The sequence below is a fragment of the Halomonas sp. BC04 genome, assembly GCF_000568385.1.
Genome location: NZ_AZQX01000086.1, coordinates 1 through 16,077, shown reverse-complemented (window position 1 = coordinate 16,077; position 16,077 = coordinate 1). Strand labels below are relative to the sequence as shown.

Below are 16,077 nucleotides of genomic sequence, written 5' to 3'. Positions count from 1 at the left end.
AGCCTTGTGAACATCCAGTCCGATATAAGCGGCATGGACGTAGCTGGCTGCGTTGAGTCGCTCAGCGGCGGTACGTACCACAACGACCTGTTGAGTTGCGTTAGACTGTTTCATGACCTGCCTCCCTCAATAGTGGCTCTGTGTTGTTGCCCAACTTCAACGTAACCCACGACGTTGAGGAGGGGCAGGTCAATCCATCATGTCTACAGCGCGGCCATGACTTCCCTTGCCATTTCACGCCAAAGTGTGAAGATCCAAAGGTTATCCACCTGCGTGGCGAGAAGCGCCGGCTCAGCTTCTCTGCTCCAAGCCCGAGACATTCAATGCCAGACACCCGCCCCACCGCCATCCTTCTGATGGGCCCCACCGCCGCCGGGAAGACCGATCTGGCCATGGCGCTGCATGAGCGTCTCGAGTGTGACCTGATCAGCATGGATTCGGCCATGGTCTACCGCGGCATGGACATCGGCAGCGCCAAGCCCTCCCCGCACGAGCTGGCGCGGGCGCCGCACCGCCTGATCGACATTCGCGACCCGGCCGAGCCCTATTCGGCGGCGGATTTCCGCGATGACGCGCTGCGTGAGATGCGACAAATCACCGCGGCAGGCCGTACGCCGTTGCTGGTTGGTGGCACCATGATGTATGCCAAGCGGCTGCTCGAGGGTGTGGCCGACCTGCCCCCGGCCAACCCGGCCATACGTGCCGAGCTGCAGCGTGAGGTCGAGCGTGACGGGCTCGCCGCCCTGCACGAGGCGTTGTCGCGTATCGACCCGAGTCCGCCCGACGTATTCACCCCAACGATCCACAGCGACTGATGCGTGCCGTGGAGGTCTATCGGGCCAGCAATATGACCCTCACCGAGCTCTGGCGACAGCAACGCCCTGAAACCTTCCCATGGAAAGTGTTGTCGATAGGAGTCACGCCACTCGAACGTCGTATCCTGCACGAGCGTATTGCCCGACGCTTCGATGCCATGCTCGAAGCCGGCTTGATTGGGGAGGTGGAGGCGCTGCGTGCCCGTGGTGACCTCCATGCCGATCTGCCTCCATGAAGAGTGTTGGCTATCGTCAGGTATGGGACTATCTCGATGGCAAGGGTGATTTCGAGCAGCTGCGCTATCGCACCGTCGTTGCGACGCGGCAGCTGGCAAAGCGCCAATTGACCTGGTTGCGTGGCTGGCCGGGTCTACACTGGGTCGATACCCAAGGTGAAGACGCGTTGAGTGAAATCCTGAAATTCGTGCGCGAATTCGGCTCTTAGCGTAAGATGTTGGCTTCGAGTGGCCGGGTGACCAGGCCGAGCCGGCATGGTGTCATGCCGCTTAAGGCAGACAACCCAAGAACACAACTTCCACCCCTCATGAGAACGTTTTAGGGAGAGGTAGCATGTCCAAAGGGCAATCCCTTCAAGACCCGTACCTGAATATCCTGCGCAAGGAGCGCATTCCGGTGTCGATTTTCCTGGTCAACGGCATCAAGCTGCAGGGACAGATCGAGTCATTCGATCAGTTCGTCATACTGCTGCGCAATACCGTCAGCCAGATGGTATACAAGCATGCCATTTCCACCGTGGTGCCATCGCGCAATGTGCGTTTGCCGCCGCAGGATCCTGCGGCTCCGCCGGAAAGCAACGTGTGAGGATATTGATTGTTTTTTGAACGTCCCGATGCCGGCGAAACGGCAGTACTGGTTCATGTGGACTTTCAGGATGAGCGCGAGCGCGAGGATCCGGGTGAATTCCTGGAACTGGTGCGCTCCGCTGGTGCCGAACCGGCCACACTGCTGAGTGGCAGTCGGCATCGTCCTGATTCGCGTACCTTCATCGGTAGCGGCAAGGTCGAAGAGCTGCGTGAAGCGCTGCGTGTGCATGGCGCGGAACTGGTGATCTTCAACCATGCTCTGAGTCCTTCTCAAGAGCGCAACCTTGAGCAGGTGCTCAAGTGCCGTGTGCTGGATCGCACGGGGCTCATCCTCGATATCTTTGCTCAGCGGGCACGTACCCATGAGGGCAAGCTGCAGGTGGAGCTGGCGCAATTGGAGTACATGTCGACACGACTGGTGCGCGGCTGGACTCACCTTGAGCGACAGAAGGGCGGCATCGGCCTTCGCGGGCCCGGTGAAACACAGTTGGAGACCGACCGGCGCCTGTTGCGAGCGCGTATCAAGGCCATCCACAAACGACTCGACAAGGTGCGCAGTCAGCGCGCCCAGAATCGGCGTGCCCGTGCCCGTGCCGAGATTCCCAGTGTTTCTCTGGTCGGCTACACCAACGCCGGCAAGTCGACGCTGTTCAATGCATTGACCGAATCGAAGGTCTATACGGCGGACCAGCTGTTCGCTACCCTCGACCCGACGCTGAGACGCCTGGAAGTCGGTGATGTGGGCCCTGTGGTACTGGCCGATACCGTTGGCTTCATCCGGCACCTGCCGCACAAGCTGGTGGAGGCGTTTCAGGCCACCCTTCAGGAGGCCGCCGAGGCTGCGCTGTTGGTGCATGTCATCGACGCTGCGGATCCCGATCGTGAGCGCAACATCGCCGAGGTCGAGGGCGTGCTGAATGAGATCGGTGCCCTGGATGTGCCGATGCTCAAGGTAATGAACAAGATCGACCTGCTTGACAGCGCCCCGCGAATCGAGCGGGACGGCCAGGGCCGCCCCGAGGTGGTCTGGCTTTCGGCGCAGGAGGGCCGGGGCCTCGAATTGCTGGAGGAGGCGCTTTCGGAGTGCCTCGCCGACGATGTGATCGACTTTTCCCTGACCCTTTCTCCGGAGCAGGGGCGGCTGCGGGCGGGCTTGCATGAGCTCGGCGCAGTCAGGGAAGAGCATTTCGAGGAACCGGATGGCAGAGTGGGACTCAAAGTGCGACTTCCCCGGCGCGACTTCCTGCAGCTGATGTCACGGCTGGATGAGCGGGCCGAGGATTATCTTCCCTCCGAACTGTGTGAACGTCCGGTATGGGAGGGCAGATAGCCTCAGGCTGTCTGGCCAGATGGACCGGCATCCCCATAACAGAATAGCCAGGCGCCTAGCTAGGCGCCGATGACAGGATGGCAACCGACTCCCCCACCACCTAATCGATGGTGGCGGGGAGCCAACGCAGAGTGGAGACGACATATGGCTTGGAATGAGCCTGGTGGCGGTGGCAACCAGAACGACCCCTGGAGCGGAGGGGGCCGACGCGGCGGCGGTAACGGCGGCGGCGGAAACCGTGGGGGCAATCAGGGTCCACCCGACCTTGATGAAGCCCTGAAGAAATTTCAGGACAAGCTCAACAGCATGCTGGGCGGCCGCGGCGGCAAAGGCGGCGGTGGCAAGGGCGGCAAGGGAGGCAGCGGCAAGCCGCGCAACGTCTTGGCGTTGCCCGGCCTGCTGCTCGTTATTGCTTTGGCGATCTGGGGAGCCTCGGGCTTCTATCTGGTCGATCAGGCGGAACGTGGCGTCGTACTGCGCTTCGGCAAGTTCCAGGACGTGGTCACGCCCGGCCTGCACTGGAATCCACCCTTGATCGATGATGTGCGCATGGTCAACGTGACCCGGGTTCGCTCGCTGACCCAGTCGCAGGCAATGCTGACCCGTGATGAGAACATCGTCGAGGTCGAGATCTCGGCCCAGTATCAGGTCAACAACCCGCGTGACTTCGTGCTTAACGTGCGTAACCCGCAGCTGTCGATTGAGAATGCGCTGGATTCCGCACTGCGTCACGTGGTCGGTGGCACCGACATGATCGAGATCCTCACCTCCGGGCGTGAAATTCTCGGTAGCTCCGTTGCCAGCCGCCTGCAGTCGTATCTGGACAGCTACGGCACCGGTATTCGTCTGCAGACCATCAACATCGAGTCCACCTCGGCGCCGGGACCGGTCATTGACGCCTTCGATGACGTGATCAGGGCCCGCGAGGATCGCCAGCGGACCATCAACGAGGGCATGGCTTACGCCAACGCCATCATTCCGGCCGCTCAGGGTCAGGCGCAGCGCCTGGTCGAGCAGGGCCAGGGTTATCGTGAGTCGGTGGTTGCCGAGGCCCAGGGCCAGGCCAACCGCTTCAATGCACTGCTGGTTCAGTACCGCAACGCACCGGACATCATGCGTGAGCGACTCTATCTGGATGCCATCGCCGATGTGTTCGGCAAGACGCCGAAGGTGCTGATCGACGTCAGCGACGAAACACCGTTGATGTACCTGCCCCTCGACCAGCGTCCCGGTGGCACGCGTAGCGGCGAGGGAGAGGGCGACGCAGCCCGTGGCGAGAGCGGCGAGCTGGATCCGCGCGTCCTCGAGCGGCTCCGTACCACCTCCTCCTCGCAGGGCGGTGGCAGCAACAGTGGTATCCGCAGGGAGGGCCGCTAAATGATCAATAATCGTTCACTGATTATCGTGGGTACCCTGGCTGCCGCTGCCTGGCTGGCCAGCAACACTCTCTACGTGGTCGACGAGACCGAGCGTGCCGTCAAGCTGCGCTTCGGTGAGGTCATCGAGGAGAACATCCAGCCGGGCCTGCACTTCAAGGTGCCGATCACCCAGACCATACGCAAGTTCGATACCCGCGTGCTGACGCTGGATACCGATACCAGCCGCTACTTGACCCTCGAGCAGAAGGCGGTGATCGTCGACTCCTTCGTCAAGTGGCAGGTGGTCAACCCGACGCGCTACTACGAGGCGACGGCCGGCGATGAGCTGATGGCGATCCGCCTCATTCAGCCACGGGTCGATGAGAGCCTGCGTAACGAGTTCGGCCGACTGGACCTCCAGCAGATCATCGCTGAGCGTCGCGACGACCTGATGATCCGGCCCACCGAGGATCTCGACACGCTGATGCGCGAAGAGCTCGGGGTCTCGATACTCGACATCCGGGTCAAGCGGATCGACCTGCCGGAAGACGTATCGGCGGCGGTCTATGACCGCATGCGTTCCGAGCGTGAGCGGGAGGCCCGCGAATGGCGCGCCCAGGGTCAGGAAGAGGCCGAGCGTATTCGCGCCAACGCCGATCGCCGCCGCCAGGTGCTTCTGGCGCAGGCCACCGAGCGTGCCGAAACGCTTCGCGGTGAAGGCGATGCCGAAGCAGCGGGTATCTTCTCCGAGGCGTATGGCCAGGATCAGGAGTTCTTCTCCTTCTGGCGCAGCCTCAACGCCTATCGGGATAGCTTCGATGGCGATCAGGATATGCTGGTGCTGGATCCCTCCAGCGACTTCTTCCGCTATCTCAAGTCGCCGTTTCCTGACCCGAGGGACTGATGCTCGGGTGGCGAGGAGTAGCCCCCAGGCTGCTCCTCGCCACCGTGATGAGCCTCTCATACGACTCCCGGCGGGGTTCAACCCGCCGTCAAACGTGATAGAATCCTTGAACCGGGCGTGGCCCGGTTTTTTTGTGGGTATTCTTTGGTAACGCAACGCTTTTCGCCCCGCTCCCAACTGTCTTGCAGGATTGACAACATGACCATTGCTGACCGCTGGCTGCTGCCCGACGGCATGGACGAAGTGCTGCCGCCTCAGGCGAGCCGCATGGAAGAGCTGCGCCGGTCGCTGCTCGATCTCTATCACTGCTGGGGTTACGATCAGGTAATGCCGCCACCGGTGGAGTTTCTCGACTCCCTGCTGACCGGTACGGGCACCGACCTCGATCTGCAGACCTTCAAGCTGACCGACCAGTTGACCGGCCGGATGATGGGGGTCAGTGCCGACGTGACGCCCCAGGTGGCGCGAATGGATGCCCACTCGATGCGCCACCAGGGGCCGGCCAGGCTCTGTTACTGCACCAACGTGCTGCGCGCCAAGGCCGACCAGCATCAGGGTGGCCGCAGCCCGGTGCAGGTGGGTGTGGAGCTTTTCGGTCATGCGGGCCTCGAAGCCGACCTGGAGATTCTGCTGCTGGCGTTGACCAGCCTCAAGTTGGCGGGGGCCGAAGAACTGCACCTGGCCCTGGGGCATATCGGCATCTACCGCAGCCTGGTCGAGGCGGCGGAACTCGATCGTGATCAGGAAAGGGCCCTGTTCGAAGCACTCGAGCTGAAGTCCCCGGGCGCGCTGTCGGAGCAGGTCGGTGCCAGCGTGTCGGATCCGGCACTGGCGGCCATGTTCATGGCGCTGGGCGAGCTGCACGGCGGCTCGGAGGTGCTGGATGAGGCGCGTGATCGGTTTGCCGGCGCACCGGTTGCGGTGACTGAGGCGCTGGCTCAGTTGCGCGCGCTGTACCAGGGGGTGCTGGATGCCCATCCTGACGTTGAACTCTATTTCGACCTTGCCGAGCTGCGGGGCTACCGTTACCACACCGGCATGATGTTCGCGGCTTTCGTGCCCGGCTATGGCCAGGCGCTGGCCAAGGGCGGGCGCTATGATGACACCGGGAGGGCCTTCGGCCGTGCGCGACCGGCTACCGGCTTTTCCATGGATCTCAAGCTGCTGGCCAGCCTGGTCCAGAGCGAGCCGGCCTGCGATGGCATCTGGGCGCCGGCCCGGGGAGAGGGCGTTGCCGAAGCCATCGCAGCCCTGCGTGAGCAAGGCAAGCGAGTGGTACAGGCCTTGCCAGGCCAGGCTACCGCTCCCGAGGCGCACCGCTGCAGTCGTCGGCTGGATTACTGCGATGGCCACTGGCAGATAGTGGCACTTTAGGCTTGACCACACCGGCAATGCGGGCCGGTCACCGAACGCGGCCTGCGGGCCGGATCATGGACGCGCCCCGGTGAGGGCGCCGACACGAGAGACGAGATCACAATGGGCAAGAACGTAGTCGTACTGGGCACGCAGTGGGGAGACGAGGGCAAGGGCAAGGTCGTCGACCTGTTGACCGAATCCGCTTCTGCAGTGGTGCGTTTCCAGGGGGGGCACAATGCGGGCCATACACTGGTCATCGACGGTGAGAAGACCGTTCTTCACCTGATCCCATCCGGTATCCTGCGCAAGGACAAGACCTGCGTCATCGGCAACGGGGTGGTGCTGTCGCCGGAAGCCTGATCAAGGAGATCCGGGAGCTCGAGGCCAAGGGGGTTCCTGTTCGTGAACGGTTGCGCCTGTCGCCCGCCTGTCCGCTGATCCTGCCTTACCATGTCCGCCTCGATCTGGCCCGTGAGAAGGCCCGTGGCGTCGCCAAGATCGGCACCACCGGTCGTGGCATCGGTCCCGCCTACGAGGACAAGGTGGCCCGGCGTGGCCTGCGCCTGGGGGATATGCTCCATCGCGAGCGCTTCGCCTCCAAGCTTGGCGAGGTCCTGGACTACCACAACTTCGTGCTGGTGAACTATCACGGCGAGCAGGCGGTGGACTTCCAGCAGGTGCTTGACGAGGCCATGGTCATGGTCGAGGAGCTGCGCCCCATGGTCTGCGATACCGTAGGCCTGGTGCATGAGCTTCGCCGAGCCGGGGAGAACATCCTTTTCGAGGGTGCGCAGGGCTCACTGCTCGATATCGATCACGGCACCTATCCCTTCGTCACCAGCTCCAATACCACTGCCGGCGGCACCGCCACCGGTTCCGGCGTGGGTCCGCTCTACCTCGATTACGTGCTGGGCATCACCAAGGCCTACACCACCCGGGTCGCTCCGGCCCCTTTCCCACGGAGCTCTTTGACGAGCATGGCCGCCATCTGGCCGAGCGCGGGCATGAGTTCGGGGCCACCACCGGGCGGCCGCGTCGCTGCGGCTGGTTCGATGCCGTCGCCCTGCGTCATGCCGTGCAGATCAACTCGGTTTCCGGTATCTGCCTGACCAAGCTGGATGTACTGGATGGCCTGGAAAATATCCGGGTTTGCGTCGGTTATCGCGGCAAGGAGGGCGAGGTGCTCGATACGCCGGTGGATTCCGAAGGCTACGAAGCCCTCGAGCCACTCTACGAGGACCTGCCGGGCTGGAGTGAATCGACCCTCGGCATCAAGCGGGTGGAAGAGCTGCCGGCCAATGCCCGTTCCTATATCAGTTATCTGGAGGAGAAGGTGGGCACCTCCATCGATATCATCTCCACCGGGCCGGATCGCAACGAGACTATCGTGCTGCGCAATCCGTTCGATAGCTGAGAGAGAAGCTGGCGGTATAGCCTGTTGGGCTTTTCGGGATTGGAAACTGGAAGAACAAGCCGGCTTGCGCCGGCTTGTTGCTTTTGGGCACTCAGTTCAAAATCCCTTCGAAGGCCCTCGATTGCCGCTCATCTTCATCATGGTAAATTTTGTCCTGGGCAGCCGGATCCATGAAATAAAAGGTCAGGTAGCCACCGGCACTGCGATTGTAGATAGGCCGCATGGAGCGCAGGAAGTCGTCGAAGCGCGATTCGCCAAAGCGCGCGCGGTAGATTTCCATCCAGGCGAAATACTGATCGTCCTTGAGAAAGCCGGTGAACTGTTCAGCCGGTGCCAGATCCCCGAGTTCGCTGGGATCCTCGAGTATATCCATCCCGAAATCGACCGCATCGTGGATGGTGCCGCCATCGATTTTCATTTCATAGATATCGTAGCCTTGGCGATGGACGATTTCCATGATCGGAACCAGATAGAGCAGTGCATAGTTCTGGTAGTGGGTGGCGCGTCGTCCACGCGCCATCTCCAACGGAAAGGCACCACGCTCAGTCATGTCGTGCAGGGCCGAGTAGATGGCGCTGACACCGAAGCGGAACATGTCGTCATCTTCCGTCAGCACACCGACCATGGCGGCATAGAGGGCGCGGCGGTAGAAGTGGTTGTTGCAACAGCTGCTTTCGGCGCCCTCGATCTCCATATGTACGCTTGCCAGGCGATTGAGCCAATCCTCGACGCGCTCACGCTCCTCTTCGAGGCCTTCGATCCTGGGCCGTACCACAGAATAGGCCATGCCGGCGGCGAAGATCATCGACTCCAGGGAAAACCAGGCCTGGGGCTGAGACCAGTGATAATGGAACTCGAGCAACGCGTCATCCTGGGCCCACCGGTCGAGGAAACGCACCAGACACTCGGCATAGTAGGTGTTGCCGCTGGCGACATAGGCGCCGGCCAGCTCGGACACGGTGTCCTCGAACTTGAAGAGAGGCTCCGTGGCCAGTTCCCAGGCCTCGGGAGTGGGGTAGAAGCCGGGAATCCGCATTCGTTCCGTAATGGTGGGGATCTCCAGCCGCTGCCGACAGCTGGGGGCGTAGTTTGCCAGCTCCTCCCTGTGCTGCAGCAGTAGGCTGTTCTGGGTCTCCTGCAGCAATTCGATACGCTCCTCGATATCGAAGTAGGAGGCGTTCGGGTCCGTGACGGAATAACGGGAGAGGTCCAGCTCCTGACGCTCTTCAAGGGTCAGTGCCTGGACCGTGGAAATGCCACCCATCGATAAGGCCAGGCCGGCGAGCGAGCCTGTCAGCCATGGAAGGGTAGTGAAACGTGCGAGACAATCTTCGGTTGGTTCGACCATAGCGTTATCTGCCTCCTGCATTGATATCGCTACTGCTGGCGATGGCCAGCTTCATGGTAAGGATTTGGGTGCGTAGAGTCGGAAAGCGGCGAAATCGACGCTCTGGTCGCGAGGCGTTCGCCATCCTTCGCCAGTGCCTCCGAAGAACGTGGAAAACATCAGTCCGTCTATGGAGACACTCTCCGATGTCCGATAGACGAGCCCCCCTTTTTCAAGCACCGGCCGGCCATCGATCCAGATGCGGGCCATGCCGTTGTCTTGTCCAGGCGTATTGAGAATCACCTCCTGCTCGACGCTTATCCAGCGTCCCCTGGGGAAGGTCCAGGCACCTCGGCCCATCGATTCGCCCTCCAGGTCCATGACATAGGGGTAGAGTTCCCCCTGACCCTTTTCGCGCCACATGAGGCGTATCGAGAAGCCGTTCTCTCCATCGACCTTGTCGCCACCGCTGGGTGCGTCGCCGCCGTAGAGACCGGGCAGCTTGCCCCCCTTGACGAAGTCGAATACCGGCTCGAATCGCACTTTATAGTGTAGGCAGGCGCGGTCGCTGTTCTCCAGCGCCGTTTCCCGGGTATAGAAACCCAGGCCGCCGCGCTCGACGCCATCCTGGTCGGCATCGCTGGGCGAGGAACTGCCTTCGGGGTAGAGGACACGAAAGCCGGTTTCGCCAAGGCCGGTGGCATTGCGAGTGAGAAGCGTGACGTTGTCCTCCGTCCCCCAATCCCGTGTGGATCCGAAGTCCTCGCGGATCGATGCCTTGGCGGTAGCCTGTTGCCGCAGTGGGCGGGGGCTGGCAACCAGGGTATAGCGCTCGGAGCAGGCAGGCAGGGTAGAGGGCTTACCGTTATCGATGCCGGAATCTTCCGCCATGGCCGATGCTGCCATGCCAAGAGTGGCAGCGATGCCAAGTGGCAGCCACTGCATGCGTCTATCGGTTAAACACATGGCCAACGTCCCTATGAATGATGTGCACAGCAATCTAGCGAGCAAGCAATTTGTGCCGATTCAATTTGTGCATCTTTGAGCTCTATTGGGCCGGCGGTTAGCCGGCCCGCTGGCGCTCCTGATGTGGCGTTCAATCAGCAGCACTGATATCCACCTCACCCGCCGCTTCAGCGGCACCATCGTCGGTCAGCAACTGGCGCAGGGTCTCGGCGGCGAGTTGGCCCTCGCTCTCGAAGACATCATCCAGCCATAGCAGTGCCTGTTCACGATTGGCGTGCTGCAGGCCGCGAGATGAGAGGTAAGCCTCGGCAAGGGCCAGGCGCGCACTGGAGTGGCCTGCGTTGGCGGCTTCAAACAGGTAGTCGGCGCCTTTCTGCTTATCCTGCTCCAGGATGTCTCCGCGAAGGTATTCGCGACCAAGGGTGGCCAGGGCACCGCGATCACCCTGCTCGGCGGCTAGGTCCAGCAGTTCATAGCCACGCTCGACGTTCTGATCGATGGCACCTTCGCCGCGTAGTTTGGCACGACCCAGGCTGGCGCGGGCAGCAAGGCTTCCGCCGTCGCTTGCCTGTTCCAGCCACCGCTGGGCTTCTTCGCCGTTCTGCTCGACCCCCTCTCCACTCAGGTAGGCCTGGCCCAGCAGATGCGCGGCATGGGGGTTGCCCGAATTGGCCGCATTGGTCAGGTACTCGAGGCCTTTCTCGACATCCTGCTCGACGTGATCCCCGAGCAGGTACGCCTCGCCCAGATCGACCCGGGCGCCGCCGTGCCCTCTGGCGACCGCTGCTTCCAGATAGTCGATACCGGCCGATGTATTGCCGTCATCCATGTACATTCGGCCCAGGCTGGCAGCGGCCCCGGCATGGCCTTCACCGTGGGCGCGCTCCAGCCAGTAGCGGGCCTGGTCACGGTCCTGGCCAACGCCCTGGCCATTGAGGTAGGCACGTCCCAGGTCCGCCATGGCCCCGGGATGACCATCCTCGGCTGCACTGATCAGTGCATTGATATCTCCCTGGGCGCCACGATCCCGTTGCACATAGGTGAGGGCGTCGTCGGCAGATTCATGGCCTGTCTCCTGGGCACGGCTCAGCCATAGGGTCGCCTGGTCCAGGTCCCGCTCTACCCCATTGCCATGGCGATAGGCCCTGCCAAGCACGACCATGGCATAGCCGTCGCCCTGATTGGCCGCTTCCATCAGCAACTCTACGCCACGGGTGGGGTCCTGCCCGTCCAGCGGACCTTCCAGGTAAGCTTCGCCCAGTTGGGTCATGGCAGTGGTGTCTCCAGCCTGGGCGGCTTCCTGAAGCAGTTCTTCGCCACGACTGGGGTGGAAGGGCAGCGCCTCGCCGGCAAGGTAGGCTTCGCCCAGGATGCGCATCGCACCGCTCTGGCCGCGGTCGGCCGCGCTGCGAAGCAGTTCCTCGCCCCGGGCGCCGTCGGGGGCGAGGCCGCGCCCCTCGAGATAAGCGGCGCCCAGTTGCTGGGTGGCCCAGGGATGGCCTGCCTCGTGGCCACGCTCGAGATAGTCGACGGCAATATAGGGTTGGCCGGCGATCCGTTCGTCATCCAGATAGAGGGAGCCGAGCTGGGCCAGTGCCAGGGGGTGTTCACGTTCTGCGGCCTCTTCGAGTAGCCCCATGCCGCGGGGAAGGTCGTTGAGGCCGCCCTGGCCCTCCACCAGTGCGCGTCCAAGGATGACCCGGGCATCGATCGATCCCGCCTCGATTGCCGTGTTCAGCCACCGCTCGGCTCGTACCGGCTGCGCCCGGCCCGTGTCGGGCTCGAGCAGGGCATTGCCGAGGTGGACCATGGCGTCGATATCGCCCCGGCGAGCGGACTCCTCGAGCAACTCGATGCCTTGGTCGAAGTTCCCGGTATCCAGCATGGCTCGGCCTGCCTGGGCCAGGGCACCATCGTCGCCGGCATCGGCGGCCTGGCGAAGCCAGTGCAGCCGCTGATCGGGCTGGTCGCCAAGCAGGCCGTCCGGCGCATGGAGTGATGCGAGCTGGAGCATCGCGCCGGTCTCGCCTTCCCGGGCGCGTGCTTCGAGGACCTCGGCGTAGCGCTGGCCATAATCCATGGCGCGGGCGGGGTCCTCTTTCAGCCAGCCGCCGGGCGCATAGGCCTCGGCCAGTGCACGTAGCGCCTCTTCCTCACCGGCTGCGGCAGCGTCGGCATAGAGTTCACGGGCGAGTTCTGGGTCGGCTTGCACCCCGTCGCCCCCTTCGGCGAGTAGCCTGGCGAGCCTGACCTCAGCGTCGCGATCCAGATTGGCGTTCTTGGCCTGCCACAGAAGGTAATAGGCCAGTACGTCATTGCGTTCGACACCATCCCCTTCCTGATAAAGAGTCGCAAGATTGAGGGAGGCGTGGCCTTGTACAGTCGAGGGCCGCTCGATCGCCTTGCCATAGTAGTAGGCTGCCCTGGCTCCATCCCGCTCGACACCCTGGCCACGGTCATACATCTTGGCCATCTCGTAGTAGGCAGGGGGGAAGCCCATTTCCATCAGCGGCTGGAGCTGGCTCCTGGCTTCCTCGTAACGGCCTTGATCGATGGTGTCCTGGGCACGATTGATCCGGTCCCAGTCACGCCGGCCCATGTCGACCTCTACGCCGCCGTCGAACCAGGCGCGCATAATCGGCCGGAACGGCACGGGCATGATCCTCACCGGGTGGTTCCTGGGTCATGGCGCAACCGGCCAGCAAGGCGGCAAAGGCCAGTGGGGCAGTCAGTTGCAGCTTTGCGGTTCTGCGTGCAGGAGTCGTGTGTGCTTTCATGATTATCCACCTTGGATAGCAGTCGTGCGACACCGGTAGTCACGGCATGTCCAGGCCCTGGAAGGCCTCGGTCCGGCGTCGCCTCTCGTCCATGAACAATTGGTCTTGCGCATCGGGGGGCATGAAATAGAGCGTCATGTACCCCCCGGCACTGCGGTTGTAGAGGGGGCGCACTCGCTGTACGAAACTGGCAGCCTGAGGGTGTTCGAAATGGGTTTGGTAGACCTCGAGCCAGGTGAAGTACTGCGGGTCCTTGGTGAACCCGGTGTACTGTTCAAGCGGCGCGTAGTCTTCCAACACCGCTGGGTCATCAAGGATGGCGAAAAAATAATCGATGGCTTCGTGAATGGTGCTGCCCTCAACCTCTAGGCTGAAGATGTCATAGCCCTGTCGAGCGATGACCTGCATGTTGGTCACCAGATAGAGCAGGGCGTAGTTCTGGTAGTGAATGGCTCGGCGACCACGGGACACTTCGTGAGGCAGCGCACCCGCCTCGGTCATGTCGTGCAAGGCCGAGTAGATGGCACTGACACCGAAACGAAAGAGCTCGTCGTTTTCGGTGAGAATACCGATCATGCTGGCGTAGAGGGCCCGGCGGTAGAAATGGTTATTGCAACAGCTCTCTTCGGGCTGGCCGGGGATGGCCGAGTGCTGCAGCGCGAGCCCCTGCAGCCAGGATTCGACCTCCTCACGCTCCTCTTCCATCCCTACGATGAATGGCCTTACGGTGGCATAGGCCATGGCGGCGGCGAAAAGCATCGATTCTGAGGCGAACCAGGACTGAGGGTCATTGGGGTCATATTGAAACGTGGTCAGCGCCTTGGCTTCTGCCCAATGAGCCAGGAAGCTCACCAGACATTCAGAATAGTAACTCTCACCACTGGCGACAAAGGCACCTGCCAGCATCGAGACGTTATCCTCGAACAGAAACAATGGCTCGGTGGTGAGCTCCCACTCCTCCGGGTTGGGATAGTAGCCTGGGATCCTGCCCCGTGTTGTGATGGGCTTGTAGCTCAATAGTTGCCGGCAACTCGGCGCTTGAGATAGCAGTTGATCGATCTGCTGAAGCAAGACGGCATTATCGGTATTGCTGAGCAACTCCATCCGTGCCGACACATCGAAGTAGCCTGCATCGGTATCGTTGACCCGATACTGGGACAGATCCAATTCCTCGCGCTCCTCACGGGAAAGCGTATCTGCACTTGCCGTATTGACACTGCCCCACGCTCCGGTGATCAGAAGTGCCAGGAGCAGACGAAGGAGCAAGTGAGGGCGGAGCCTGTTGGGCCTTGCGTCGTGCATATGCTGAGTGTCTCCCTGTATGCTCATCTTATGCATTGCCCTCATGGCGCAGGGGCATGGAAGCGAAAGGCGGCGAAGTCCACGTGCTGGTCACGAGGTGTTCGCCAGCCTTCGCCCGTTCCTCCGAAGAAGGTCGAGAACATCAGCCCATCGATGGTCAGTGTCGGCTCGGTTCGATAGACGATATCGCGCTGCTCGAGCACCGGTCGGCCGTCGATCCAGATCCGGGCGACGCCATTGTCGAGTCCCGGGTTGTTGAGGATGACCTCCTGTTCGATCGTCACCCACTGTCCCACCGGGAAATACCAGGCGCCGCGCCCCACCGAGATGCCTTCGTGACCGACCACATAGGGATAGAGTTCTCCCTGGCCGTGCTCACGCCACATCAGGCGAAGGGAAAATCCGTTTTCTCCATCCACGCTTTCACCACCCGAAGGCGCCTCACCGCCGAACAGGCCGGGCAGCTTGCCCCCCTGGACGAAATCGAAGTCGGGGGCGAATCGCACCTTGTAGCTCATGCAGGCTCGTTCGGCACCCGCGAGAGCCGGTGGCTCACTGTAGAACCCCGCACCACCGGGCGGATCCTCGCCCGGCGAGGAGGTGCCGGCGGGGTAGTGAACCCGCAAGCCGGGCTCACTCAGGCCGGTATGCCCGGCGCCCAGGCGTTCGACGTTCTCCTCTGTGCCCCAGTGACGGTGGGTGTCGAAGCCTTCACGGATAGCCTCATGCCCATTCGCCGCGTGGCTTGGCCGGGGGGCATCGATCTCCGGATAGCGCTGGGAGCACGCCTCGACCTCTGGAACGCCTACTGAGGCCTCATCGACCGCCTCGGAAAGCACCGGCGCGGCGGGCAGGGCGACCAGGGTGGTCAGCAGGGCGCCGGCGTTATGTCGGCCGGTGAGTCGTCTCTTCGGAGGCATACTGTCTCCTTGCAGATTGGCCGCGACGGCTGGCCGCCGCGGACTTGTTCCGAGTGTCGGCCTGTCAGCCGCTGGTGTCGTCGTCATCCTCGTCGATGGCGGTACGATAGATGTCGTCGCCGAACTGGATGACCGTGCGTACCCCTTGCCAGATCCGCTCCGAGGCGGCGCCGAGCAGTGGCGCTTCGGTGAAACGCACATCCACCGGCTGACCGACGCTTTCCGCGGGGAGCGGCTCTTCGGGTACCAGCAGGACGCTGGCCACGTTCTGCTGCTGGCGCACCCAACTGGGGAAGCCGGCACGGGGCTGTCGCTCCACGTCCAGGGCGACGTTGCGGACCCGGGCGCGTATCGGATTCGAGGTGTTGGCCAGGGTGACATAGGCCTGCTGGTTCGGCTCGATGCGGCTGATGTCGCTCATGTGCACCAGCGCCTCGACCAGGACATCGTCCTCCTCGGTGCGAATCAGGGTCATGATCCGCTCGCTTTCGTTGATATAGGTACCGTCGGCACTGCTCAGGGCCCACGCCACGAGGCAGTCGCAGGGGCTGTAGATATCGTTGCTTGACTGGCGTGCTTCCAGGGCGGCGATACGGGAGTTCTCGTAATCCCTGACAGTCTCGAACTGCTCGATGCGTGCCTGGGCGATCTCGGGTGACACCGACTCGAAGGTCATGGTGTCGCCGCTGGCAGGCTGGGCCGAGTTGGCCAGACTCACCTCCTGTATTCCGCCGTCGAGGTGCGCTTGCAGGTTCTCGATCAAGCGGTTGTTATAGTCCAGCGC

Annotated in this window: 11 protein-coding genes and 2 pseudogenes; 7 read left to right on the top strand and 6 right to left on the bottom strand. The window is 62.5% G+C overall.

Annotated elements, in window-relative coordinates; genetic code table 11:
- Positions 1-323 precede the first annotated feature (323 nt).
- From miaA to Q427_RS06460, 7 genes and pseudogenes are all read left to right on the top strand, one after another.
- A pseudogene (gene miaA, locus Q427_RS35135) lies at positions 324-1,260 on the top strand (tRNA (adenosine(37)-N6)-dimethylallyltransferase MiaA).
- A 125-nt stretch (positions 1,261-1,385) separates the two neighbouring features.
- Complete coding sequence (gene hfq, locus Q427_RS06485) at positions 1,386-1,637, top strand: RNA chaperone Hfq (RefSeq protein WP_043512125.1); 252 nt, start codon at positions 1,386-1,388, stop codon at positions 1,635-1,637.
- A gap of 9 nt (positions 1,638-1,646) precedes the next feature.
- Positions 1,647-2,969, top strand: coding sequence for a ribosome rescue GTPase HflX (gene hflX / locus Q427_RS06480; RefSeq protein WP_043512122.1), 1,323 nt, complete (start codon positions 1,647-1,649; stop codon positions 2,967-2,969).
- A gap of 144 nt (positions 2,970-3,113) precedes the next feature.
- On the top strand, positions 3,114-4,346 hold the full coding sequence (gene hflK, locus Q427_RS06475) for an FtsH protease activity modulator HflK (RefSeq protein ID WP_043512120.1): 1,233 nt from the start codon (positions 3,114-3,116) through the stop codon (positions 4,344-4,346).
- On the top strand, positions 4,347-5,231 hold the full coding sequence (hflC, locus tag Q427_RS06470) for a protease modulator HflC (protein ID WP_043512118.1): 885 nt from the start codon (positions 4,347-4,349) through the stop codon (positions 5,229-5,231).
- A gap of 198 nt (positions 5,232-5,429) precedes the next feature.
- Complete coding sequence (locus Q427_RS06465) at positions 5,430-6,605, top strand: ATP phosphoribosyltransferase regulatory subunit (RefSeq protein ID WP_043512115.1); 1,176 nt, start codon at positions 5,430-5,432, stop codon at positions 6,603-6,605.
- A 102-nt stretch (positions 6,606-6,707) separates the two neighbouring features.
- Positions 6,708-8,001 (top strand): annotated as a pseudogene (locus Q427_RS06460) (adenylosuccinate synthase).
- 91 nt (positions 8,002-8,092) lie between these two features.
- On the opposite strand, the gene Q427_RS06455 reads toward Q427_RS06460, so the two are convergent.
- The 6 genes from Q427_RS06455 to Q427_RS06430 all read right to left on the bottom strand — a co-directional run.
- Positions 8,093-9,349 (bottom strand): alginate lyase family protein, encoded by a 1,257-nt coding sequence (locus tag Q427_RS06455; protein ID WP_051496181.1) that lies wholly within the window; start codon positions 9,347-9,349, stop codon positions 8,093-8,095.
- A 51-nt stretch (positions 9,350-9,400) separates the two neighbouring features.
- Positions 9,401-10,273, bottom strand: coding sequence for a polysaccharide lyase (locus tag Q427_RS06450; RefSeq protein WP_043512114.1), 873 nt, complete (start codon positions 10,271-10,273; stop codon positions 9,401-9,403).
- A gap of 151 nt (positions 10,274-10,424) precedes the next feature.
- Positions 10,425-12,953: a tetratricopeptide repeat protein gene (locus tag Q427_RS06445; protein ID WP_155833470.1), complete on the bottom strand. Its 2,529-nt coding sequence runs from the start codon at positions 12,951-12,953 to the stop codon at positions 10,425-10,427.
- Between the two features lie 157 nt (positions 12,954-13,110).
- Positions 13,111-14,238 carry an alginate lyase family protein gene (locus Q427_RS06440; protein WP_231613479.1) on the bottom strand — a complete coding sequence of 376 codons (1,128 nt, stop codon included), beginning with the start codon at positions 14,236-14,238 and terminating at the stop codon, positions 13,111-13,113.
- Between the two features lie 176 nt (positions 14,239-14,414).
- Positions 14,415-15,293: a polysaccharide lyase gene (locus Q427_RS06435; protein WP_043512112.1), complete on the bottom strand. Its 879-nt coding sequence runs from the start codon at positions 15,291-15,293 to the stop codon at positions 14,415-14,417.
- A gap of 64 nt (positions 15,294-15,357) precedes the next feature.
- A partial coding sequence (locus Q427_RS06430; RefSeq protein WP_043512110.1) for an HlyD family efflux transporter periplasmic adaptor subunit occupies positions 15,358-16,077 on the bottom strand: 720 nt, incomplete at its 5' end.